Below are 21,795 nucleotides of genomic sequence, written 5' to 3'. Positions count from 1 at the left end.
ACAGCCCCCAGCTTGCGTGAAGGCCAAGCGGAACGATACTCAGCTGATCACGTGACCTATGCTCGCGATCATTTCTGATATTCATGCGAACCTGGCTGCGCTTGAGGCCGTTTTGGCAGACATAGATGCCCGCGGCATCTCCGAGATATGGTGTCTTGGAGATGTGGTCGGATACAACGGCGAACCCAATGAGTGTATTTCGCTTCTGTCCCAACGTGGCATTCCCAGCCTTCTGGGCAATCATGACAGTTACATCGTGAGTGGCGAAAACTGTACCCGATCGCGTGTCGTGGCCGAGATCATTGACGACCATGTCAAAATGATTTCCGAGGAAAATCTGGCGTGGCTCGCGCAAGCTAGCGATCGCTTCGAGCGTGGGCGGGACCTGTTCGTACATGGCGGACCTGAGGATCCGCTGGATCAATACATCTATAACGTTGCCCCAAGCCTCTTCCCGGAACAGGTGGATAGACTGTTTGTCGGCCACACCCATGTGCAATGTGTTCTGAAGATGGGTCATCGCGTGTTTTGCAACCCGGGATCAGTCGGACAACCTCGAGACGGGGATCCGCGCGCCGCCTATGTCACGCTTGAGGGGGACGACATCATCTGCCACCGCGTTCAGTATGATGTCGCGCGTACCGTTGCGGCAATGCAGGCGCGCGGCTACGAACCTTTCAAGTATGAAAACTTGTGGACTGGCACTCAGATCGGTGGGCGGATTGACAAGATCGTAAGATCTGAAGCGGATTAGGTCCGCACCAGCCCTTCTACCACACGGCACACCCGTTCAATATCGCTATCGGTCATGTCGTGATAACTTGGCAGGTTGATGGCCCGTTCGCAGATATCAAAGGCCTGCTTATTGCCCGGTTGCGCGGTGAACATCGGCTGGCTGGAGAGCGGATAAAAGAACACGCGGGCATCCACATCGGCATCGTCAAAGGCGCTCAGGATCTGGTCACGCCGCACGCCTGTCGCGGGATCGAATACGACCGTTGGCATCCAGGCACCGTTGCGAACGTGATCTGGTTCGGGGTTCATCGACAGAGATTGAAAACCACCCAGCCGGGATTTGTAGCTTTGCAGAATGGCATGTTTGCGCGCGGTCAGTTCTTCGATCCGTTCGATTTGAGCAAGTCCGATTGCCGCCTGAATGTTGGACATCTTGAACTTGTAACCGACAACATCGGCCCAGAATTGCTTGCTCTGAGCCCGGTCGCGCCCATGATTGGAGAGCGTTGTGACACGTTCAAAAAGCGCGGTGTCATTCGTGACGAACATTCCGCCTTCGCCCGTGGTCAGGGTCTTGGTTCCGTGAAAGGAAAACGTGCCAAAGCGACCCATCGCTCCGGCGCGCGTACCTTTGTAGATGGCACCAAGTGCTTCGGCGCTGTCTTCGATCAGGGCAATGGCATGGCGCTCTGCAATGGTACGCAGCGCATCCATGTCGCAGAGATTGCCATACAGATGGGTCGCCACGATCGCGCGGGTTCTGGGTGTGATCGCGGCTTGCACCGCCACGGGGTCAAGACACCAGCTGTCTGGCAGAATATCGACAAACACAGGCGTTGCACCCAAGTGCACAATCGGAGCCACCGTCGCGATCCAGTTGGTGTCGGCCAGGATTATCTCGTCGCCAGCAGAGATCCCGAGGGCGGCAAGGCCCATTTGCATCGCACCTGTGCAACTTGAGGTCGCAATCGCGTGACGCACTCCAAGATGCGCGGCGAAGGCGGCTTCGAACTTGTGGATATAGTCATAGCACCGGGGGCCCCAGCCATTGCGCGCGGCATCTTCGGCATAGGCCACCTCGCGATCTGTGATCGACGGGCGGGTATAGGCGACGCGGGTGTTCAAAGCTCTCTCATTTCCGGAACTGCGGCAAAGAACCGGGTGCCTTTGTCCTTAAGCCAGGCAAGCTGGACGGCGATTTCATCGGCGATGTTCCAGGGGAAGATCACCAGGTAATCCGGCACGCTTACCTCAAGCACATCTGGCGCATGGATCGGAATATGGCTGCCCGGAAGGTATTTGCCGATCTTGGCGGGGGCTGCATCGCAGACAAATTTCACAAGGTCGGGCCGGATGCCCGCGAAATTCATCAATGTGTTGCCCTTGGCGGCGGCTCCGTATCCTGCCACCGATTTTCCTTCGGACTGTGCTGCAAGCAGGAAGCCAAGAAACGCGTTCTTGACTGTTTCGGCCGCTATCTGAAATCCGGCATAAAAGGCATCATCAGACAGGCCTGCGTCAGCCTCTTCTCTGCGCAAATCCGAGACGGCGTCATGCTCGACATTGCTGGAGGCCTCATGGCAGCCGTAGATCCGCAAAGATCCGCCATGTGTGGGCAGTTTTTCAACATCAAACACTCTTAGCCCTGCGCGTGCGAAAATCCGCTCGACCGCCAGAAGCGAGAGATAGGAGAAATGCTCGTGATAGACCGTGTCGAACTGGTTGTAGCGCACCATGTTCAAAAGATGCGGAAACTCAAGCGTGATGACTCCGCTCGGCTTGAGGGCCCGCGCCATTCCACTGGTGAAATCGTTGATGTCCGGGACATGGGCGAAAACGTTATTGCCGATGATCAGGTCAGAGGCAGGTACGCCCGCAGCAACGTCATGGCCGAAGAATATCTCTTGCACCTCGATGCCCTGCGCGCGTGCCGCTTGAGCGGCGTGATGCGCCGGCTCGATCCCAAGACAGGGAACACCGGCCTGCACGAAGTTTTTCAGCAGATAGCCATCGTTCGAGGCAAGCTCGAGTACATGACTGTCCGCTGAGAGAGAGAACCGCTGACTGATCATGTCGCAATAGCGTTTGGCATGCTCCAGCCAACTGCGCGAAGTGGACGAGAAATAGGCGTAATCGGATTCAAACAGTTCATCGGCCTGTGCATAGTCTTCGGTTTGCACAAGACGGCAGTCACGGCAGACGAAGAGGCGCAACGGATAGGTCACTTCGGGGGCGCTCAGACGTTCAGCGCTCAGATAGGCATTGGACGGTGGCGCATAACCGAGATCAAGAAATGAAGCCGTATCGGTGCTTTTGCAGTGCCGGCAGAGCCGCGCCGGCGAATCCGGATCTGTCTTCATGCTTTTACATACCAGTCATCAAAGTTCGAAATCTCTTCGTGAACGCGACGATAGCCCTGAGCCGAAAGCAGCTTGAACATGTCGTTGCGCTGTGGGGCGTGGTTGTGCTCGATCGTCATCACCCGAAACGTCCAGCGATCAAAATCGACGGCTTGAAGGATGTCATACTCACTGCCTTCGGTATCGATTGAGATATAGTCGATCACCTCAGGTGCTCCGTGATCGCTGAGCAGGTCGTTCAGCGAGACCGTCTCGACTTTATACGAGGTGCCGCGGATCTTGCGGCCTGTCGGGACAAAGCTGGAAATACCTGAATTCACGCCGCGTCGGGCTTCGGTGAATTCGATCTGGTCACCGGTTTCGCTCCACACGCAACGGGTATCTATCATGCAATTGCGGTTTTTCCTGAGCTCGCTGTGCCAGCCGCGTGCAGGCTCGGCGGCGATGCCGCTCCAGCCGAACTCCTTTTCCAGAAGCCAGCTGTTGTTCAATTCGACCCCGTCGGTCGCGCCGAACTCGACGAAGAAACCGTTGCGTTTGAAGTCGTTCATTGCCAGCGCGAACAGGTCCTGGCGGATCTGCGACTTGGATTTTTCCAGAAGGTCGATCACGGTGCTGCGTTGCTCGGCGGGCAACGCTTTGACAAAGCGCAGGTCAAACCAGCTTTGTTCACGCTCCTTCAACTCGCGCAGGCGTGCACGGTTGACCATTTTCGTCTTGGACAGGATATGCGCCATGGGGTGGATGTCTCGCTGATGATGCTGTTCTTGGTGTTACGCGTGCCGACGGGGTTTCGCAACTGCTGTGCGCCTAGCTGTCGGGTGCGATCAATCCCAGACCCCGCAGATAGATGCCAATGCCGGTTTCCAGCAGTTCCTCGGGCGGAAACGGGGATTGGGTGCCGGGGGAGTTGCGCGCAAACAGTTCCACCACGCCATGGCTCATGGCCCAGATATGGGCCGAGAACATCGAGGCCGGGGGGCGTTTGTCCGGCGGAATATGCTTGGAAAGATCCGAGGCGGCTTTTTCAAGAACGCCGCGCGCGCGTGTGGCGACAGCGGCAAGCTCTGGCGTGCGATTGACCGAGATCCCGCTTTCGAACATCGAGATATAGTGACCGGGATGTTTGCGCGCAAAGGCCAGATAGGCGCGCCCGGTCGCCTCGAACGCGGCCAGAGCTGACGGTTGGCCATTATCATATGCAAATTGCATGAGGTCCGCAAAGATCTCATAGCCCTGTCGCGCCGCCTCGGCGATAAGATCCTCGCGACCTTCGAAATGGCGATACACCGCCGCCGGCGTTACGCCGGCCTGTTTCGCGGCTTCGGACAATGTGAACCCGGTTGGCCCTTTTTCGGTGATCAGCTCAAGTGCCGCATCAATCAGGGCCTGGCGCAGATTGCCGTGATGATACCCGCGCTTAGACATGCCAGATTTCAGGGCCTGCGCAGACCAACGGGTCGGGATGACCCACGGCCTTGGGGTTCTTGCGGGAGTACTCCAGCGAGGTCAAGACATGGCGGATTGCCGAGACGCGCGCACGGCGTTTGTCATCCGAGCGGATCACCGTCCAGGGCGCATCCACCGAATGCGTGCGCGTCAGCGTTTCGCTGATGGCCGCGCTGTAGCTGTCCCATTTCCCAAGGCCTTCGACGTCGATCCAGCTGAGTTTCCATTGCTTCAGCGGATCGCTTTCGCGCTCGATGAAGCGGCGCAGTTGTTCGGCACGGCCGACATTGAGCCAGAACTTGTACAGATGGATCCCTTCATCGACCAGCATCTCTTCGAACGGATTGACCTGGGAAAAGAAATGTTCACGTTCCTTGTCTGAACAAAAGCCGAATACCTTCTCGACAACGCCGCGGTTGTACCAGCTTCGGTCAAAGAACACGATTTCACCCGCCGAGGGCAGATGATCGATATAGCGCTGAAAATACCATTGGCTGCTTTCGGTATCCGAAGGTTTGGATAGCGCCACGACACGTGCTCCACGAGGATTAAGGTTTTCCCGAAAGCGTTTGATTGTGCCGCCTTTTCCGGCCGCATCACGGCCTTCAAAAACAACCACGATCCGTTGTCCGGTTTCCTTGACCCAGCTCTGCAGCTTCACCAGTTCGATCTGCAGGGCTTCAAGTTCGGCCTCATAGACCTTGCGCGCCAACCGCTCTGGATGAGGATAGGACGGATCCAGAATTTCCCCATTTTCGGAGCGCTTGATTGCATTTTGCACGTCTTTGGCTGCGTCATTTTTAAAAAAGGCGCTGATCGCGCCATCAAAAGGAAGTTCCATCTGCCCGACCCTTATGGGGATGTGTTTCGCATAATATGGGATGTTAATCGGATTAACGCAAACCCGCACGCGCAGCGGCGCGGTCAATTGCATCCACAATCGCGTCCTGGGCGACATGATGTGGCATATGTCCGATGCCCTCAAGCCGGGTCAGAGTGGCACCTTCGATCCGCTTCACCAGCTTTTCCGAGTGGATGCTCAGCCCGACCGTGGTATCGGCCGTTCCGTGGACCAGTTCGGTCGGCACATTGATCTGCGCGTAATGGGGCTCAAGGGCAGTGATTTCCGCAAGGATACTGGCGCGCTGATCGGCATTGGCGCGCAGTGTCTTGCGGCGCAGGGTCAGACCGGCCCCCACATAGTCGCCATAGCCTTCCGGCACCGCTTGCGGGGCGAAGATGCTGTTCAGCGTCTGGTCTATCCGCGAGTCAGGCACGAAGGCCGTGATCAGCGGCACGGCGAAACGGCTGCCCAACCGGCTGGAGGTGATCTTGTAGAACGGATCAAGTGGCGTGTTCCACGGCATCGAAGGGGCTGCCACGGGGACGAGTGCTGAAATATTTCCGGGGTTATGTACCGCCCAGGCAAGCGCCACTGCGCCGCCATAACTCTGACCCATGACGATCGGTTTTTTGGCACCCAGTTCCGCCGCCGCGCGGGCCAGCAGGTCAGCCTGCTGAACGATCGACGCCCCGGTTTCATTGATCCGATCGGTATAGCCCAGACCGGGGCGGTCAAAGACAATCACGCGATAGCGTTCGGCCAGGCGCGCGGCGAGGGAAAAGGTCATGTCGCGCGTGCTTCCGCTGGCACCATGCAGCAGCACAAGGTCGGGGCCTTCGCCCATGATCACCGCATGGACCTGCACGCCGCCCATGTCGATGAACCGACCCTCGGGGGGATAGGTGGCTTCGGCGCGCTCTTCGTGCCGGCTCGCGCGGAAAGAGACGATGGCTGAAAAAACAGCCAGAGCTATGACGATGTAAAGCGTGATTTTACCGGCCAATCTGGTTCAGGTCATAGGGCGTGGATTGATAAATCTCATTCAGCCAGTTGCCATATAGCAGATGCGCGTGACTTCTCCAGCGGTTGAGGGGTGATCGCGTCGGATCGTCATCCGGGAAATAGTTCACAGGCATCTGGATCTGTGCTCCTGTGATCTGGTTCTGGGTGAGGTCGCGTTCATATTCCTCGCGCAAGGTGCCGCTCTCGTATTCGAAATGATTGAGGATATAGAGAGCACGGTGCCCCGGGTCTTCGATCAGACAGGGTCCGGTCAGATCCGAACCCAACAGGATCGGCAGGTTCGCGGCTTCCACCTCGGGCTTGCGCACTTCGGTCCAGCGACTGACCGGAACGACGCAATCATCCGAAAACCCCCGAAGATACGGTGAGGCGGGCGCAAGGTTGGTGTGGCGATAACACCCGAAAAGCTTTTCACTCAGAACATGCTTTGGCACGCGGTGAAAATGATGCAACATCGCCATGCCGCCCCAGCACACGCCAAAGGTCGAGTGTACATTGGTTTGTGTCCAATCCATCACCTGGGTCAACTCATCCCAGTAAGTGACCTCTTCGAAGGGCATATGTTCGATCGGCGCGCCAGTGATGATCAGACCGTCGAATTTTTCCCCGGTAATCTCCTGAAACGGGCGATAAAACTCGGCCATATGCTCGGCCGCCGTGTTGCGCGTCTGATGTTCCGACATCCGGATCAGGGAAAATTCGATCTGCAGCGGGCCTGCGCCGATCAGGCGGGCAAACTGGTTTTCGGTCTGGATTTTCTTCGGCATCAGATTCAGCAGACCAATGCGCAACGGACGGATATCCTGATGGGTCGCAAGGTCTTCCGACATGACCTGAACACCCTCACGTGTGAGGATATCAAAAGCAGGCAGGTCAGAAGGAAGCTTGATGGGCATGATCGGTTATCCGGCTGGTAAGAGGGGCCTCAGATACGGTCTTTATGCGCGTGTCTCAAGGGCATGTGCGATCACATCCACAAAGCTGGCCTCATCGCGGCAGGATTCAAGGGCTTCGGCTTTGACCGAGACGCCCCAGTTCGCCATCGCCGCGTATCTGGGCTGGCGATGCGCAAGGGCGCGGGCATAGGTCCAGCGGATAAAGGCATCCGGATCAACATCGTCTGGCTTGTTTTTGGTTTCCAACAGATATTCGTCCCAGCATCTTGCCAGAAACTCGGGTTGATAGGCCATCGGCTTGGGTGCTTTGTCAAACCGTCGGATCAGTTCCTGAGTATGCGCCTCACTGCCTTCGATCCAGATCAACAGGGTGTGCTTTGCCAACTCGGACAGGATCGGATCTTGCGGATCGCTCGCGTCGACCCACTCGCAGATCGACCCGCCAGTGTCGCAGATGAAATGGGGGTAGCCATAGAGCAACTCCGAGCGGCGAATGAAATGCTCGGTATCAAGCAGCGCCTGTATTTCGGCGCGTTTGAACTGATCCTGACGGCGGCGGTATTCGTCAATTGGCATGCCACCCTTGTCGGGGTCACCGGGTTTGCCCAGATAGGTCGAAACCGGCGTGAGGTTGTCAAAGCTGAGATTTGAGCCGATGTAGATCGAATCCGACAGCAGCAGATCGCGCAGAAAGGGGACTTTCATCGCTTCGGCCTTGGCATTGTCGGTGATGTATTCGCCCATGTATCGCGTGCCGATGCGGTAATCGATCGAATAGTGAAACCACCCCCCCGCATCGCGCAGCATGTTGGACAGATAGGTCTTGCCCAGGCCCGACATGCCGAAAAAGAGCACGCGTTTATGCGGCGCGGCGCGCCAGTCTTCGGCAGATTCATACAGCATGGCGAACCCTGTTCCTTATCCGTGCAGCCGGGTCTAATGGGCCTTTCTGCGCCGGTCAATCAGCGCATGGCTTTGCACCCGTTCTGCGTCATCGGCCCAGGCACCAAAGGAGCGAAGCATTCAAGGATTGATCGGGACAGGGCCTTGCTCGGACCCGATGCCCCCAAAAGCCCCGTCACTTGGCCTGATACAGAGCTTCAAGCGATCCGGTTCCTGCGCGTTTCGGTCCAGATGTTGAAGTAATTCGCAGCGAAAATCACAAGCGCGCCGACGAACACCCAAACATCCAGAGCTTCGCCGTAAACCAGCATGCCAACCACTGCGATTGTCGGCAGTCGGGCAAAGTCGATGGGCACCACGACGGTGGCCGGAGCAATCGCCAGAGCATTCGTCATGCAGAAATGCGCCAAAAGCCCCGCCATACCGATCAATGCCAGCCAGGGCGCAGTCTGCGCCGTCGGCAGGGCGATTGCCCCGTCATGGCCTGATGCGATCAACCCCATGAAACATTGCAGGAATGTCAGCCAAAACAGGATACAAGTGACGGTTTCGGTCCGTGTCAGTTTGCGTGTCAGCATGATGGTCAGCGCAAAAAAGATTGCCGAGCTTGCCGCCGTGACCACGCCCAAATTGATCGCATCCGGCGTCGGGCGCGCGACGATCAGAATGCCGATAAAGCCGATGATCGCCGCCAGCGCCCGATTGAACGTCAGCCGCTCTCCCAAAATCAGCGGCGAGAGCACGATCACCCACAGGGGCGAGGTGAATTCCAGCGCGAAAACCTGTGCCAGGGGAATGACGGTGACCGCGTAAAACCACAGGTTCTGTCCGGTGAAATGGGCCGCATTGCGCAAGATCTGCGTTCCCATCGAGCGGGTTGTAACCTCATGCCAGCGGCGGGTTAGGGTGATGACGATCACCACCACAAGAATTCCCACGATGCTGCGATACATCATCGTCTCGAACGTGTCGTGGACTCCGCTGACGGCGCGCCCGGCGACGGCCATGGCAGAAAATGACGCGATCGCGCCGGTCATCCAAAGGGCAGCCTTGAGAATCTGGGGTTTCTGTTCGGCCTGGATCACGTTGCGCTGACCTTGAAGTTGCGGGGCATATGCGCGGTCAACTGCCACCATGTACTGGCGCGGGTCCGGGTCAGGTGCGCCTCGAACGCGGCCTGATCCATGAATTCTTCGGACAGGTTGAAGACGCCGGGCGCGCTTTCGCGGATCTCAAACTCGAGGCATCCGGGTTCGGCGCGGCTGAGGCGGATATGTTCGGGCAGGGCGCTGCGAACAGTCTCCAGTTCACTCGCGTTGCAGGTGAGCGTACCGCTCAGGCGGATGGTCATCTGCCCTGGCCTTGTGCGATCGCGATATAGTTGGTGGTGGTGAAACATTCGTCACGCTCGGAATACTTGGTGACCGGCAGCGTCCCAAAGGGCGTGATGCGGTGCAGATCAAACCCATGGTCGCGGAAAAACGCCCAGAAATCCTTGAAATAGGTGCGCGTGTCGATGTTCGAGCCACCAAATTCAAACTGAATGGCGCGCGTCTGGGCCAGAGCAGCACCCGCGCCGGTGAGGGCATCCATTTCATGGCCTTCGATATCGAGTTTGAGAATATCGATCTTCTGGCTGTCCAATGCAGTTTTCCAGAATGTCTCAAACCGTATTGTTTGAACCGTTTCAGCGCATTCAAAACCGATATTGAGGTGATCAAGGTCACGCTTGCTCAGGCTGCCAAGGCCGGACCCTGGCGTGTCGGCATAGAGCGTCGCCTCTCCGTCCAATTGGCTCACAGCTGCGGGAACCAGGCTAACGCGCGCCTCTGCACCAAAGCGTTCGCGCAGTTTCGCCAGATTGGTCGCCGAGGGTTCAAAAGTAACAACTTTTGCATCCGGGAACACATCAAGCAGAGCGGCTGTATAGTTGCCGACATTGCCCCCGATATCGACGCAAAGCGTCACATCTCCTGCCAGCAAACCCCGGATACCCCGGATTTCGGTCAGGATGGATTTCGTTCCATGCCCTTTTCCAAGGCCGCGCAACACCTGCTTTTCGACGCCCCGCAATATGGTGTGGATCACTCCCATTCGATCGTGCCCGGCGGTTTGGAGGTGATGTCATAGGTCACGCGGTTTATGCCTTTGACTTCGTTGATGATCCGCGTGGCGGTCTCGCCAAGGAACTCATGGCTGAAGGGGTAATAATCCGCAGTCATGCCGTCCACCGAGGTCACCGCGCGCAGTGCGCAGGCAAAATCATAGGTGCGTCCATCGCCCATCACCCCAACGGTGCGCACCGGCAGGATTGCGACAAAGGCCTGCCAGATCTCATCATAAAGCCCGTGTTTGCGGATCTGGTCGATATACACCGCGTCGGCCTTGCGCAGGATCTCCAGTTTTTCCCGGGTAATCTCGCCGGGGCAGCGGATAGCCAGACCGGGACCGGGAAACGGGTGTCGCCCGATAAAGCTGTCCGGCAGCCCCAGTTCCCGACCCAAGGCGCGCACTTCGTCCTTGAACAACTCACGCAGAGGCTCGACCAGCTTGAGGCCCATCTTTTCGGGCAGGCCACCGACATTGTGGTGTGATTTGATCGTCACCGACGGTCCACCGGAAAAGGACACCGACTCGATCACATCGGGATAAAGCGTGCCTTGCGCCAGAAACTCGGCTCCGTCGATCTCGTTGGCATGTTTCTGGAACACGTCAATGAACAGCCGCCCAATGATCTTGCGCTTGGTTTCAGGATCACTTTGCCCATCCAGCTCTCCCAGAAACAGCTCTGATTCATCTGCGTGAATCAGCGGGATGTTATAGTTGTCGCGGAACATCGCGACGACTTCTTCGGCTTCGTTCTGGCGCAGCAAACCGTGATCGACAAACACGCAGGTCAATTGATCGCCAATGGCCTCATGGATCAGCACCGCCGCAACCGAGGAATCAACGCCACCGGACAGCCCGCAGATCACGCGCTTGTCGCCGACCTGTTCGCGAATCTTGCGGATTGCCTCTTCGCGGTAGGCACCCATGGTCCAGTCGCCGCTGAACCCGGCCAGACGCACGAAGTTCTCATAGAGCGTCTTGCCATTGGGGGTGTGGTGCACTTCGGGGTGAAACTGCACCGCATAAAAGTGACGCTCAGGATCCGCGGTGATCGCAAAGGGCGCGCCGGGCGAGGTGCCCATCACTTTGAATCCCGGTGCAATTTCAGAGACATGGTCGCCGTGGCTCATCCACACCTGTTCGCGGCCCGTGCCATCAAGGAACCAGCCGTTCAGCAACGCGTCACGGTCCTGGGTCGGTTTCACATACGCGCGGCCGAACTCGGCTGTGGCATGTTCTCCGGCTTCTACCTTGCCGCCCAGGTCATGCATCATCACCTGCTGGCCATAGCAGATGCCAAGGATCGGCACGCCCATGTCATAGGCCGCACGCGGCGGGCGCGGACTGCCTTCGCGCATGACGCTGTCGGGGCCGCCGGAAAAGATGATTGCCTTAGGGGCAAACTCGGCCAGAAACGCGTCCGTGACGTTCTGATAGGGGTGGATTTCACAATAGACATTCAACTCGCGCAGACGACGCGCAATAAGCTGCGTCACCTGGCTGCCAAAGTCGATAATCAGGAGGTGGTCATGGGTCTGGGTCATTTTGTCTGACTAGGCGCAGGGCGGGTTCGTTGCAAGAGGCCGTAGAGCAATCGCATCTGCGATGCTAAGCCGTCAGAAGACAAGAGAGGAGTCGATTATGGCACGGTTACTGACAGAATTCGGCATGGGCACGTCCCTGCGCCGGGGCGATTACACCCAGGCTGCCTGTCGCGCGGTGCGTGACGCGCTCTGGCACAATTCGATCAACCTGGCCGAGTTGTTCGGCTTTCCCAAAGAGGCCATGCAGATCCGCGTTGATATTGGTGTCCAGCAACCTGCCTTGGTGGATGTGGCGAAAGTCGCTGATGAGTTTCCCTACGGAGCGCCTGATATCCACGTAATACAGGGCGGTCTGGACATCCCGCGCCCTGAAGGTACAGGTCACCCCACGATCATTGCCAATGTCGCCTTGTCGGTGAGTTTCGATATGGAGCGGGCTGATGTCTGAACAGCGGATGATCATCGAGATGGGTATGGGCAATGACATGTATGGTCAGGACTACACCAAGGCCGCAGCCCGCGCGATCGAAGACGCGATCCGCCATTCGGGCCTTCCGATCTTTCACGCGCTTGATCTGTCTCACGATGACATGCGCGTGCAAGTCACGGTTGGGGTGCAGGATCCCGATGCGGTCGATTGCGCCGCTCTTGCCCGGGTTTTGCCCCGTGGGCGCGCAGAGGTGCGCGCCGTCAAAGGTGGACTCAATGTCGAAAACCCCGATACCGGCGATGTGATCGTGATCGCAGCGGCCTCGGTCGAGGCCTTCCTGCCCAGGCAAACCGGCTGGGTATTGCGATAAAGCGGGTCAACTAATCACCGCCTTGTCGCTTTTTTCCCGCAAGGGGCGCAAACTGCGACCGGATCGGGTCTGCTTGGTTGTATCTCGGGGGCATTCAAGTCTCTACGAGGGTGAGGTTCCAGGAATATGGCCGAAGCAATAGCCAAACGCAGAGCCCGGGGTGGCGGTGGTGCTGCCCGCCGTGCGGAACGCACGGCAGTGCATTTTGAAACTGCGAAATACATCGAGCGGAACATTCCCAACTTCGAGGTCCTCAATGAAGAGGCGCTTGAGGTGATCGAAGCCAATGCCGAAACCGTGCTGGCCGAGATCGGTGTGAATTTCGTCAACAACCCGGCTGCGCTTGAACGCTGGCGCGAGGCTGGGGCCGAAATCGAAGGGGAGCGTGTCCGCATCCCGCGCGGTCTGGCACGCAAGCTGTGTGCCACGGCACCCTCATCATATACCCAGTATGCCCGAGACCCCGGAAAATCCGTGGTGATCGGCGGCAAAAGCCTGGTTCTTGCTCCGGTCTATGGCCCGCCATTCGTGCGTGATGCCGCCGGGGGGCGCCGCTATGCCACGATGGCGGATTTCCAGAAGTTCGTGAAGCTGGGCTATATGTCCAAGTGGCTGCACCATTCGGGCGGCACGGTGTGTGAGCCCACGGATATCCCGGTGAACAAGCGCCACCTGGATATGCTTTATGCGCATATGTCGCTGAGCGACAAACCCTTCATGGGGTCGGTAACCGAACCTGTGCGCGCGCAAGACAGCGTCGAGATGTGCGAGATCCTGTTCGGCAAGGAATTCGTGCAGAACAACACCGTGATGACCTCGCTCATCAATATCAACTCGCCCATGACTTTTGACGATGTGATGATGGGTGCTCTCGAAGTCTATGCGAAGAACAATCAAGCCTGCATCGTCTCGCCTTTCATCGTGGGCGGTGCCATGGCACCGGTGTCGATTGCAGGTACTCTGACGCAGGTTCTGGCCGAGGTCCTTGCGGGCATCGCCTATAGCCAGCTTGTCCGCCCGGGCGCTCCGGTGATCTTCGGAGCCTTCGTGACATCGATCGACATGAACTCGGGCGCGCCTACGTTCGGCACGCCCGAAGCCAGCCTGATCACATATGGTGCCGGCCAGCTGGCGCGCCGGATGGGGCTGCCGTATCGCTCGGCGGGCTCGTTCAACGGATCCAAACTGCCCGATGCGCAGGCAGCCTATGAGTCCTCCAACAGCCTCAACATGGGTCTTTTGTCGGGTGTGAACTTCATGCTGCATGCCTGTGGCTGGCTGGAAGGCGGTCTGGTGTCGTCCTTCGAGAAGTTCGTCATGGATGCCGACCAACTGGGGGTGCTGCACGGGTTGGCCAAAGGCATCGAAATCGACGTCAATGCACAGGCCATGGAGGCTATTGCCGAAGTCGGACCGGGTGGTCACTATCTTGGTTGTGCGCATACGCAGGCGAATTTCAAACAGGCGTTCTGGAAATCCGATCTTCTGGATTACAAACCGTTCGAGACCTGGGAGGAAGAGGGCGCGCGCGATACTCAGGCGCTGGCCTCTCTGCGCGTTGAGAAGATGCTGGCCGATTACCAGCAACCCGCTATGGATCCTGCCACGGACGAAGCTCTTCTGGACTATATCGCCAAGAAGAAAGCCTCGATGCCGGACGCGTTCATGTAAAGCTCAGACCGGGCTGGGCCCCATTCGGGCCCGGCCCTGCTGCGAGGCGCGCAGAACCCGTGCCTCGCCCACCATGGCAATCAGCAAATCCAGGTGCTTGATCAGCGAATAGGCCGCGTCGCCGGCCTTGCGCTTGTCGTTCAACACGGCTTCGGTCTGCATCAGCCGTATCAACGCATCGGCGCTGCGCGGCAGCTGCCCATACCCCAATACGCGCTGCAGGTGGCTGTCGCGGTTATAGTCCTCGGCACCCATACGTGCCGCGCGGATCAAAAGCGGTGGCCGTCTCAGGCGGTCCATCATTCCCAGTACATCTTGCATAATCAGTCCGCTTGGATGAGCAGAGCGAGGTGAAGGGCTGATAATGCACAACCTAAGAGGGTGTTGCGCATTGGCGTCAGATACCGTTCGGACTTTTTACGATTGTTTATTATTTAGAAACAATGCTGTGAAAATCGGCTCAATTTACCACTGGGTAAGAAATACAACCTGAGGTAGAATCTTGCTGCGAGGTTTGGGTACGAGAAGGATCTGCTGCAAGAGGGATGAATGTTGAACTTTACGGCTAACACGAAGCTTCCAGACTGGGTCACGGAACAATCCATGCGCTACCTGGCCCATACCGAAGCCGGACGTTCCATCCGCGATCTGGCCCGGGATGAGGATTGCCATCCCTCGACGATCCTACGCCAGATCCGGCGTCTGGAAACGCGGCGGGATGACCCTCTGGTTGATGAAGTTCTCGAGTCTCTGGGCCGATATGTTGTTCACTGCGCACCCGGTTCGAAAGCGATCATTCTGGGTGCCCGGATAGAAAAGGCTTCCAACATGACCCTGCAACACCGGACCCACATAGAGGAATCAGAAGATTTGCCCAGCGATACCGTGCTTGCGCGCGAAGCGCCGCGCGTGCTGCGCCGCTTGTGTGAAAGTGGAGCTGTTCTGGCTTTGGCCACTGATATGGAAAAAGCCGTCGTGGTGCGCGACGCCCCCGGTGGCGTCAGTGCGCGTACAGCTGTGGTTGATCGCGGAGTGGCCCGCGCGATGGCGTTGAACGAATGGATCAGCTGTCAAAGCCAGGGTCGCATCACGCGCTATACGATCACCCAAGCCGGGCGCAGTGCACTCAGCCGCATGTTGGCCGAAGAGGAAAGCCGCCGCAGTTTTGCGCAGGGATTTGAAGAAACGCAGATGGGCTTTACCGCCGCCAATGGTGACTCCAGCCCGCGCAAAGCCCGCTATCTTGTCGCGGAAAGTCCGCTGAGCGCGCTTGCGCGCCGCCGGGACCGTGACGGCAAACGATTTCTGGCGGAAGATCTTGTTTCGGCCGGTGAACGTCTGCGCGAGGATTTCGAACTGGCACAGGTCGGCTCTGCGCCGCGGCAGAACTGGGAAGGGCTTTTGACAGGCGGTATGCGAGGGGCAGCTGCCCCTGACGCGCCTCAGATGGGGGCCAGCCATGCGCAGGATCGCGTTCTTGCAGCCTTGCAGGAACTGGGTCCGGGGCTGTCGGATGTGGCGCTGCGCTGCTGTTGTTTCCTGGAAGGGCTGGAGCAGGCTGAAAAGCGCATGGGATGGTCGGCGCGTTCGGGAAAGATCGTGTTGCGCATCGCGCTGCAACGGCTCAAGCGCCACTATGCAGATATCAAAAGCAGCGATCAGATGATCGGCTAAGCCGACGGCGCCTCGGTCTGCACGACAGCGCAATCGATGAGAACCCGTTTCTGCGGATCAAAACTGTTCTGAATGCGCCTGCCTTTTTGCGTGCATGTGCTTTGGAGACGGGTTCCATGGGCCTTGCAGAGGGTTTGGCCGGTCGTGTTGCACCAGAAAACCGGCTTGTTGGCAGGATCACGCGGTTTTTTCTTGGCTCCTATGGGGTAGAGTTTTCAACGAAGTCATGCTGTTGAGGGAATTGGCAGGGGAAAGAGCTGCGCATATCGGCCATGCGCCGCGAATGATTGCCCTTGGAACAGTCTGTGCTACAAACCCAACTGAAGCCTGAGCAATGACAAGGTAAGCCTCCCGTGTCTGACCTGAAATCGCGTGATCTGAAAATCCCGTCTGAACGCCACCCCGAAAAGGCACGGCGTCCTGACAATCCCCAGCCGAAAAAACCCAGCTGGATTCGTGTCAAGGCCCCCGGCGGCAAGGGCTATGACGAAACGCGCAAGATCATGCGTGAAAACAAGCTGGTCACCGTCTGCGAAGAGGCGGGCTGCCCCAATGTTGGCGAATGCTGGTCTCAGGGCCATGCCACAATGATGATCATGGGCGAGGTCTGCACCCGCGCCTGCACCTTCTGCAACATTGCGACAGGTAAACCGCCCGAAGATCTGGATGCATTCGAACCCGGCCGCGTTGCCGATGCTGTCGAAAAGCTGGGGCTCAATCATGTGGTTGTGACCTCGGTGGATCGCGATGATATCAAGGATGGCGGTGCCGATCACTTTGCCCAGACCATCCGCGCCATTCGCCATCGCAGTCCAAAGACGACGATCGAAATCCTCACGCCGGATTTCATTCGTTGTGATCCTTCGGTTCTGGAGATCGTGGTCGAGGCCCGCCCGGACGTTTTCAACCATAACCTTGAGACGGTTCCGGGCCTTTATCCCGAGGTCCGTCCCGGCGCGCGTTACTTCCATTCCCTGCGCCTGCTGCAGCGCGTTAAAGAGCTTGATCCGTCCATGTTCACCAAATCCGGTATCATGGTGGGCCTGGGCGAAGACCGTCAGGCCGTGCATGCGGTGATGGATGATATGCGCGCCGCTGATATCGATTTCCTGACCATCGGCCAGTATCTGCAGCCGACGCCCAAGCATCACAGGGTGGACCGCTTCGTGACACCGGATGAATTCAAATCCTATGAAGCCGCGGCCTATGGCAAAGGCTTCCTGATGGTGTCGGCCACGCCTTTGACGCGCTCGTCCTACCATGCTGGCGATGATTTCACCCGCTTGCGCGCTGCGCGCCAGAAACAGCTGGGCCTGGGGTAAGGTATTCCGGAATAGCGCGGTCTGATGTGCGCCCGTAGTCTTGGGGTGGGTGAATTTTGAAAACTCACTGATGACCGGGGAGGCCGTCCAGCAAAGGCTTGCCATCCTCGAAGACCCGAGGAGGCAACAATGGACCTGCGGATCCTGTCATGGAACGTCGAACATTTCACCGGCAAAGGCACGGGGGTGCGCGCTGACCGGATCACCCGTGTGGCCGAACTGATCGCACAGGAAAACCCGGATATCTTTGCGCTGATGGAAGTGAAGGGAAGCACGGTCTTCACCGAGTTCACCCGGCGGTTTCCGGGATATTCCTTCTCGGTCACCGAAGGCACTCAGGTTCAGGAAATTCTAATTGGCGTGCGCGGTGGATTGACCGCGTTCTTTACCCAGCGCAACGAATTCCGCCGCTCCAATCCCAATCTGCGCCCGGCCGCCTTGCTGTCGGTCATCACACCCGGATCGGAGACACTATCGCTGCTGTTTTCCCATCTCAAGAGCCTGCCCAGCCCAGAAGGGTTCGGGCTGCGGGATGCGATGTTTGAAAAAGTCAGGGGCCTGAAAAGGGCCATCGACCGGGCCACCGACGGGCAGGGCAGGTTCATTCTCCTGGGCGATCTCAACACAATGGGGCTGAACATGACCTTTTCGGATGCAGATCTGACTGGCCCAGAGGAAATTGCCCGTGTGGACCATATTCTGCGGGTGCGCGATCTGCACCGGCAAATCAAAACGCACCCCCACACATTCAACAACGGCTCGGCCAGCAGCTATCCGCCGGCTGATCTGGACCACGTCTATGCCACGCCCAACCTCACCTTTGCCGATCAGGGGCAGGGTGCCACAGTGCGCGTTGCAGGTTGGGCCGAGGCAGCTGACGCGGATGCATGGATCGCGGCCTATTCCGATCATGCGCCGTTGATTTTCGACGTGCAGGGGCTGTGAGCCGCCCTCAGATCGACAAACGTGCGGCGTGGCTGCCCCGCTCGCGGTAGGGCGTGGTGTCATAATGCGACCGGTAGCATTTGGAAAAATGAGACGGCGACGCAAAGCCGCAGGCCAGCGCCACGTTGATCACGCTCATATCCGTCTGCATCAGCAGGTTGCGCGCCTTTTGAAGCCGCAGTTCCATGTAATATCGCTTGGGCGAGCGGTTCAGATAGCGGCGGAACAACCGTTCAAGCTGTCTGGTCGACATTCCGACTTGCTTGGCCAGCAAGGAGGGGCTGATCGGTTCTTCGATATTGGCCTCCATCATCTGGATGACCTGGCTCAGCTTGGGGTGACGCACGCCGATACGGGTGGGCACGGACAGGCGTTGCGTATCCTGATCGGTGCGAATCGAGGAATAGATCAACTGATCCGCCACGGCATTTGCCAGTTCCTCGCCGTGATCATCCGCGATGATCTTCAGCATCAGGTCGATCGAAGAGGTGCCTCCGGCTGTCGTCATCCGGTTGCCGTCGATGACAAAGACGGATTTGGTCAGCTCCACTTCCTGGAATTCTTCCGAAAAACTATCCTGATTTTCCCAGTGAATGGTGGCCTTCTTGCCGTCCAGCAACCCCGCGCGCGCCAGGGTATAGCCCGCGGTGCACAACCCTGCCATTTTCAGCCCCTTGCGGGCCTCGCGCCGCACCCAGTTCAGCAGCGGCTTGCTGGTGGCTTGCTGCACATCGATGCCACCACAGATCATCACCGTGTCATCCCGCGTGAGTTCGGGCAGAGCGCTGTCGAGCTTGAAGGCGGTTCCGGCTGAACAACTCACTGTGTCGCCGCCCTCACCAACAAGGGACCACGTGTAAAGATCAAAGCCAGCCATACGATTGGCAATGCGCAGGCTCTCCAGAGCCGAGGCAAAGCTGAGCATGGTGAATCGATCAAGAAGCACGAAGACAAACCGGCGAGGCTTGGCCGGGGGTGCCATGATGTCAACGATGTGGCGTTGGGCTTGCATAGTGCAGCTATCCAGGTGTCATGTATGTTTTGCAGCCTGTTGATGCCGCTGCTGGGCAGCTTGCTCATGGTTCATTTTCGGCGTCAAGTGGTCGCAAATCATCTATGGTCACCAAGGCGCTGCTTTCGTATAAGCTGGCTCCCTGAGAGATGAGATCTATGGAGATCAGAGCAATGAGCGAATGGCAAAAATCCGATTGGCGCAAGAAGCCGCGGGTGCAGATGCCTGATTATACCGATGCCGCGGCATTGTCCGCCGTCGAAAGTCAGCTTGCCAAGTACCCGCCACTGGTCTTTGCCGGTGAGGCGCGACGCCTGCGCAGTGAACTGGGGGCGGCGTCGCGCGGTGAGGCGTTCCTTCTTCAGGGCGGCGATTGCGCGGAAAGCTTTGAGCAGTTCAGCGCAGATGGGATTCGCGATACGTTCAAAGTGATGCTGCAAATGGCCATGGTGTTGACCTATGGGGCCAAGGTGCCTGTGATCAAGGTTGGTCGCATGGCGGGGCAATTCGCCAAACCACGCTCGGCTCCGACCGAGGTTGTGAATGGGGTTGAGTTGCCCAGCTACCGGGGTGACATCATCAACGAACTGGCCTTTACGCCGCAATCGCGTATTCCAGATCCAAGCAAGATGTTGCAGGCCTATACGCAGTCTGCAGCCACGCTGAATTTTCTGCGCGCGCTTTCGACAGGTGGTTATGCCGACATGAGTCGCGTGCATGCCTGGACGCTGGGCTATACCGAAAGCGAAAAGACCGAGCGCTATCACGAGCTTGCCAGCCGCATTCAGGATACGATTGATTTCATGGCGGCAGCCGGGATCACTGCGGAAACAACCCATGAGTTCTCGACGGTTGATTTCTATACAAGCCACGAAAGCCTGCTGCTTGAGTATGAAGAGGCACTGACGCGGCTTGATACCACCTCGGGCAAATGGCTGGCAGGCTCGGGTCACATGATCTGGATTGGTGACCGCACCCGCCAGCCCGATGGGGCCCATGTCGAGTTTGCGCGCGGCGTTCTCAATCCCATTGGTCTGAAATGCGGGCCGAGCATGACAAGCGAAGATCTCAAACTGCTGATGTCGCGCCTCAATCCGCACAATGAGGCGGGTCGCCTGACCCTGATTGCCCGCTTTGGCGCAGGCAGCGTGGGTGATCATCTGCCGCGACTGATCAAGACTGTAGAGGAGGAGGGGGCCAAGGTCGTTTGGACCTGCGATCCGATGCATGGCAACACGATCAAATCGTCAACAGGCTACAAGACCCGCCCGTTTGACTCCGTTCTGCGTGAGGTGCGCGAATTCTTTGGCGTCCATGCCGCCGAAGGCACAGTGCCCGGAGGCGTGCATTTCGAGATGACCGGGCAGGATGTGACCGAGTGCACCGGCGGTATCCATGCGGTGTCGGATGAAGATCTGTCCGCGCGCTATCACACTGCCTGCGATCCGCGTCTGAATGCCAGCCAGTCCCTGGAACTGGCTTTCCTTGTCGCCGAAGAGCTGACTCGTCGGCGCAACGACGCCCCCAATCTGGCAGTAGGCTAGGCAAACAGACCGTCGGCGGCTTGCTCCGACGGTCTTTTGCACATGCGCGCGCGATGTTCGGGGGGCAGTGGAGTGCACGCCGTTCAGGCATGCGCTGCGCTGATTTGGTCTCAGATGTTAACCTTTCGTTGACCTTTTGTTAAGCGATTTACCGACGCAAGTTCCATATTTCATTATATACAGTGACTTACTGTACGGCTTGACCCTAATTTGGAACCTACTATGGTGTCTACGAGCATTTTGTAGTTACGACTGATTTGAGGAGGATTTGAATTGCACCAGCGGCGGTATCATCCGGCAACATTGCAGAGGCGCAAGGGTAAATATTACGTCTGTGTGACCAAGCCTAAGGAGTTGCAATTTGGCGTAGATCGTCAGGCGCGGCGCAGCACTGGTACGAGTGACAAACGGCAGGCCGAATACATGCTTCATGAACTCACTCAGGACATTTACAAAGAGTTTGACAGGCTTCTGGAGCGTAGTGATCCCGTCTATGAGCGTCTGCGCCCAGTGTTAGAACAAGAAGGTATCAACACCCGTGACTGGTATTCCGAGGGTCAAATCTCAGTACGTGTAACCGGGGATCACACCTTAGCAGCTAAGCTGGGAATTGCCCGTGAAGACATCAAAGTGACCGAGGAGTGGACGGCCCAAAACCACTTGGAGTTATGCACGCTGGTTTCCCAATTAGGACACCCGATCCCTGTAGACATTATTCACCTATTGACTGAAGAGCAGCGTGAGCACTTGCTTAATCTAACACAGCCTCGCGAAATTCCTTCAGGCGAACTGGTAGATTTTGTCACTGGTGCACATGAGCGTGGCCTTTCTGATTTCGCCAAGACTTCGTTAGCAAAATTGCAGGGTCATTCACGTGTGCAGATTGCTCAAGTTGATGCGCTGGCGGCCAATAACACCAGCCTTCAATCCATCATAGAAATGTATCTTGAGAGCAGGCCAGAGC

General features: G+C 57.7%; 23 protein-coding genes. 9 read left to right on the top strand and 14 right to left on the bottom strand.

The annotated features are described in order from the left end of the window. Positions 1–58: 58 nt before the first annotated feature. Positions 59–754 (top strand): metallophosphoesterase family protein, encoded by a 696-nt coding sequence (locus WAO69_RS13640; protein WP_422180037.1) that lies wholly within the window; start codon positions 59–61, stop codon positions 752–754. Here the strand turns inward: WAO69_RS13640 and WAO69_RS13635 are convergent. From WAO69_RS13635 to guaA, 12 genes are all read right to left on the bottom strand, one after another. Continuing rightward, positions 751–1,860, bottom strand: coding sequence for a DegT/DnrJ/EryC1/StrS family aminotransferase (locus WAO69_RS13635; RefSeq protein WP_422180035.1), 1,110 nt, complete (start codon positions 1,858–1,860; stop codon positions 751–753). The two genes, WAO69_RS13640 and WAO69_RS13635, sit on opposite strands and share 4 nt — an antisense overlap. Then, positions 1,857–3,095 (bottom strand): class I SAM-dependent methyltransferase, encoded by a 1,239-nt coding sequence (locus WAO69_RS13630; protein ID WP_422180034.1) that lies wholly within the window; start codon positions 3,093–3,095, stop codon positions 1,857–1,859. Before WAO69_RS13630 ends, WAO69_RS13635 begins: the two co-directional genes overlap by 4 nt. Then, positions 3,092–3,832, bottom strand: a complete 741-nt coding sequence (locus tag WAO69_RS13625) for an FkbM family methyltransferase (protein ID WP_422180031.1) — start codon at positions 3,830–3,832, stop codon at positions 3,092–3,094. The genes WAO69_RS13630 and WAO69_RS13625 overlap by 4 nt, the downstream gene beginning before the upstream one ends. A gap of 73 nt (positions 3,833–3,905) precedes the next feature. Next, entirely contained in the window at positions 3,906–4,523 is a 618-nt protein-coding gene (locus WAO69_RS13620) for a TetR/AcrR family transcriptional regulator (RefSeq protein ID WP_422180029.1), read from the bottom strand. Next, entirely contained in the window at positions 4,516–5,385 is an 870-nt protein-coding gene (gene ppk2, locus WAO69_RS13615; protein ID WP_422180027.1) for a polyphosphate kinase 2, read from the bottom strand. Before ppk2 ends, WAO69_RS13620 begins: the two co-directional genes overlap by 8 nt. A 52-nt stretch (positions 5,386–5,437) precedes the next feature. Further along, complete coding sequence (locus tag WAO69_RS13610) at positions 5,438–6,391, bottom strand: alpha/beta fold hydrolase (RefSeq protein ID WP_422180025.1); 954 nt, start codon at positions 6,389–6,391, stop codon at positions 5,438–5,440. After that, positions 6,381–7,307 carry a homoserine O-succinyltransferase gene (locus WAO69_RS13605; protein ID WP_422180023.1) on the bottom strand — a complete coding sequence of 309 codons (927 nt, stop codon included), beginning with the start codon at positions 7,305–7,307 and terminating at the stop codon, positions 6,381–6,383. The genes WAO69_RS13610 and WAO69_RS13605 overlap by 11 nt, the downstream gene beginning before the upstream one ends. Before the next feature lie 42 nt (positions 7,308–7,349). Continuing rightward, the gene (locus tag WAO69_RS13600; protein ID WP_422180021.1) at positions 7,350–8,210 is read right to left on the bottom strand and encodes an ATPase; all 861 of its coding nucleotides are present in this window, start codon (positions 8,208–8,210) and stop codon (positions 7,350–7,352) included. Between the two features lie 197 nt (positions 8,211–8,407). Next, complete coding sequence (locus tag WAO69_RS13595) at positions 8,408–9,295, bottom strand: DMT family transporter (RefSeq protein ID WP_422180019.1); 888 nt, start codon at positions 9,293–9,295, stop codon at positions 8,408–8,410. Beyond that, entirely contained in the window at positions 9,292–9,561 is a 270-nt protein-coding gene (locus tag WAO69_RS13590; protein WP_422180017.1) for a putative quinol monooxygenase, read from the bottom strand. The genes WAO69_RS13595 and WAO69_RS13590 overlap by 4 nt, the downstream gene beginning before the upstream one ends. After that, on the bottom strand, positions 9,558–10,304 hold the full coding sequence (locus WAO69_RS13585) for an FkbM family methyltransferase (RefSeq protein ID WP_422180015.1): 747 nt from the start codon (positions 10,302–10,304) through the stop codon (positions 9,558–9,560). Before WAO69_RS13585 ends, WAO69_RS13590 begins: the two co-directional genes overlap by 4 nt. Beyond that, positions 10,295–11,863 (bottom strand): glutamine-hydrolyzing GMP synthase, encoded by a 1,569-nt coding sequence (gene guaA / locus WAO69_RS13580; protein ID WP_422180013.1) that lies wholly within the window; start codon positions 11,861–11,863, stop codon positions 10,295–10,297. Before guaA ends, WAO69_RS13585 begins: the two co-directional genes overlap by 10 nt. Positions 11,864–11,960: 97 nt before the next feature. Here guaA and WAO69_RS13575 point away from each other — a divergent pair, with 97 nt between their 5' ends. From WAO69_RS13575 to WAO69_RS13565, 3 genes are all read left to right on the top strand, one after another. After that, positions 11,961–12,311 (top strand): Lin0512 family protein, encoded by a 351-nt coding sequence (locus WAO69_RS13575; protein ID WP_422180011.1) that lies wholly within the window; start codon positions 11,961–11,963, stop codon positions 12,309–12,311. After that, positions 12,304–12,663 (top strand): Lin0512 family protein, encoded by a 360-nt coding sequence (locus WAO69_RS13570; RefSeq protein WP_422180009.1) that lies wholly within the window; start codon positions 12,304–12,306, stop codon positions 12,661–12,663. Before WAO69_RS13575 ends, WAO69_RS13570 begins: the two co-directional genes overlap by 8 nt. Before the next feature lie 126 nt (positions 12,664–12,789). Beyond that, complete coding sequence (locus tag WAO69_RS13565; protein ID WP_422180007.1) at positions 12,790–14,334, top strand: trimethylamine methyltransferase family protein; 1,545 nt, start codon at positions 12,790–12,792, stop codon at positions 14,332–14,334. A 3-nt stretch (positions 14,335–14,337) separates the two neighbouring features. Here the strand turns inward: WAO69_RS13565 and WAO69_RS13560 are convergent, their stop codons facing one another. Further along, positions 14,338–14,655 (bottom strand): DUF6477 family protein, encoded by a 318-nt coding sequence (locus WAO69_RS13560; RefSeq protein WP_422180005.1) that lies wholly within the window; start codon positions 14,653–14,655, stop codon positions 14,338–14,340. 282 nt (positions 14,656–14,937) lie between these two features. On the opposite strand from WAO69_RS13560, the gene WAO69_RS13555 reads away from it, so the two are divergent. The 3 genes from WAO69_RS13555 (at position 14,938) to WAO69_RS13545 (ending at position 18,275) form a co-directional block, all read left to right on the top strand. Continuing rightward, the gene (locus WAO69_RS13555) at positions 14,938–16,008 is read left to right on the top strand and encodes a DUF6456 domain-containing protein (protein ID WP_422180003.1); all 1,071 of its coding nucleotides are present in this window, start codon (positions 14,938–14,940) and stop codon (positions 16,006–16,008) included. A 362-nt stretch (positions 16,009–16,370) separates the two neighbouring features. Continuing rightward, positions 16,371–17,330, top strand: a complete 960-nt coding sequence (gene lipA, locus WAO69_RS13550) for a lipoyl synthase (RefSeq protein ID WP_422180039.1) — start codon at positions 16,371–16,373, stop codon at positions 17,328–17,330. 129 nt (positions 17,331–17,459) lie between these two features. Further along, on the top strand, positions 17,460–18,275 hold the full coding sequence (locus WAO69_RS13545) for an endonuclease/exonuclease/phosphatase family protein (RefSeq protein ID WP_422180001.1): 816 nt from the start codon (positions 17,460–17,462) through the stop codon (positions 18,273–18,275). A gap of 7 nt (positions 18,276–18,282) precedes the next feature. Here the strand turns inward: WAO69_RS13545 and WAO69_RS13540 are convergent, their stop codons facing one another. Further along, positions 18,283–19,287, bottom strand: a complete 1,005-nt coding sequence (locus tag WAO69_RS13540; protein ID WP_422179999.1) for a GlxA family transcriptional regulator — start codon at positions 19,285–19,287, stop codon at positions 18,283–18,285. Between the two features lie 173 nt (positions 19,288–19,460). On the opposite strand from WAO69_RS13540, the gene WAO69_RS13535 reads away from it, so the two are divergent. Further along, the gene (locus WAO69_RS13535) at positions 19,461–20,831 is read left to right on the top strand and encodes a class II 3-deoxy-7-phosphoheptulonate synthase (protein ID WP_422179997.1); all 1,371 of its coding nucleotides are present in this window, start codon (positions 19,461–19,463) and stop codon (positions 20,829–20,831) included. A 336-nt stretch (positions 20,832–21,167) separates the two neighbouring features. Beyond that, positions 21,168–21,795, top strand: a 628-nt coding sequence (locus WAO69_RS13530) for a hypothetical protein (RefSeq protein WP_422179995.1), incomplete at its 3' end; no start/stop codon positions are given.

The organism is Aestuariivita sp., assembly GCF_049276915.1.
Classification (GTDB): Bacteria; Pseudomonadota; Alphaproteobacteria; order Rhodobacterales; family Rhodobacteraceae; genus Aestuariivita.
The sequence above is the reverse complement of the archived record's forward strand: the minus strand, read 5'-3'. Positions and strand labels throughout refer to the sequence as shown.

What these genes read in the sequence shown, in the direction of transcription:
- WAO69_RS13640 (WP_422180037.1), top strand. Translation starts at nt 59, where the DNA reads ATGCTCGCGATCATTTCTGATATTCATGCGAACCTGGCTGCGCTTGAG.
- WAO69_RS13630 (WP_422180034.1), bottom strand. Translation starts at nt 3,095, where the DNA reads ATGAAGACAGATCCGGATTCGCCGGCGCGGCTCTGCCGGCACTGCAAA.
- WAO69_RS13625 (WP_422180031.1), bottom strand. Translation starts at nt 3,832, where the DNA reads ATGGCGCATATCCTGTCCAAGACGAAAATGGTCAACCGTGCACGCCTG.
- WAO69_RS13620 (WP_422180029.1), bottom strand. Translation starts at nt 4,523, where the DNA reads ATGTCTAAGCGCGGGTATCATCACGGCAATCTGCGCCAGGCCCTGATT.
- ppk2 (WP_422180027.1), bottom strand. Translation starts at nt 5,385, where the DNA reads ATGGAACTTCCTTTTGATGGCGCGATCAGCGCCTTTTTTAAAAATGAC.
- WAO69_RS13605 (WP_422180023.1), bottom strand. Translation starts at nt 7,307, where the DNA reads ATGCCCATCAAGCTTCCTTCTGACCTGCCTGCTTTTGATATCCTCACA.
- WAO69_RS13600 (WP_422180021.1), bottom strand. Translation starts at nt 8,210, where the DNA reads ATGCTGTATGAATCTGCCGAAGACTGGCGCGCCGCGCCGCATAAACGC.
- WAO69_RS13590 (WP_422180017.1), bottom strand. Translation starts at nt 9,561, where the DNA reads ATGACCATCCGCCTGAGCGGTACGCTCACCTGCAACGCGAGTGAACTG.
- WAO69_RS13585 (WP_422180015.1), bottom strand. Translation starts at nt 10,304, where the DNA reads ATGGGAGTGATCCACACCATATTGCGGGGCGTCGAAAAGCAGGTGTTG.
- guaA (WP_422180013.1), bottom strand. Translation starts at nt 11,863, where the DNA reads ATGACCCAGACCCATGACCACCTCCTGATTATCGACTTTGGCAGCCAG.
- WAO69_RS13575 (WP_422180011.1), top strand. Translation starts at nt 11,961, where the DNA reads ATGGCACGGTTACTGACAGAATTCGGCATGGGCACGTCCCTGCGCCGG.
- WAO69_RS13570 (WP_422180009.1), top strand. Translation starts at nt 12,304, where the DNA reads ATGTCTGAACAGCGGATGATCATCGAGATGGGTATGGGCAATGACATG.
- WAO69_RS13565 (WP_422180007.1), top strand. Translation starts at nt 12,790, where the DNA reads ATGGCCGAAGCAATAGCCAAACGCAGAGCCCGGGGTGGCGGTGGTGCT.
- WAO69_RS13560 (WP_422180005.1), bottom strand. Translation starts at nt 14,655, where the DNA reads ATGCAAGATGTACTGGGAATGATGGACCGCCTGAGACGGCCACCGCTT.
- WAO69_RS13555 (WP_422180003.1), top strand. Translation starts at nt 14,938, where the DNA reads ATGCGCTACCTGGCCCATACCGAAGCCGGACGTTCCATCCGCGATCTG.
- WAO69_RS13545 (WP_422180001.1), top strand. Translation starts at nt 17,460, where the DNA reads ATGGACCTGCGGATCCTGTCATGGAACGTCGAACATTTCACCGGCAAA.
- WAO69_RS13540 (WP_422179999.1), bottom strand. Translation starts at nt 19,287, where the DNA reads ATGCAAGCCCAACGCCACATCGTTGACATCATGGCACCCCCGGCCAAG.
- WAO69_RS13535 (WP_422179997.1), top strand. Translation starts at nt 19,461, where the DNA reads ATGAGCGAATGGCAAAAATCCGATTGGCGCAAGAAGCCGCGGGTGCAG.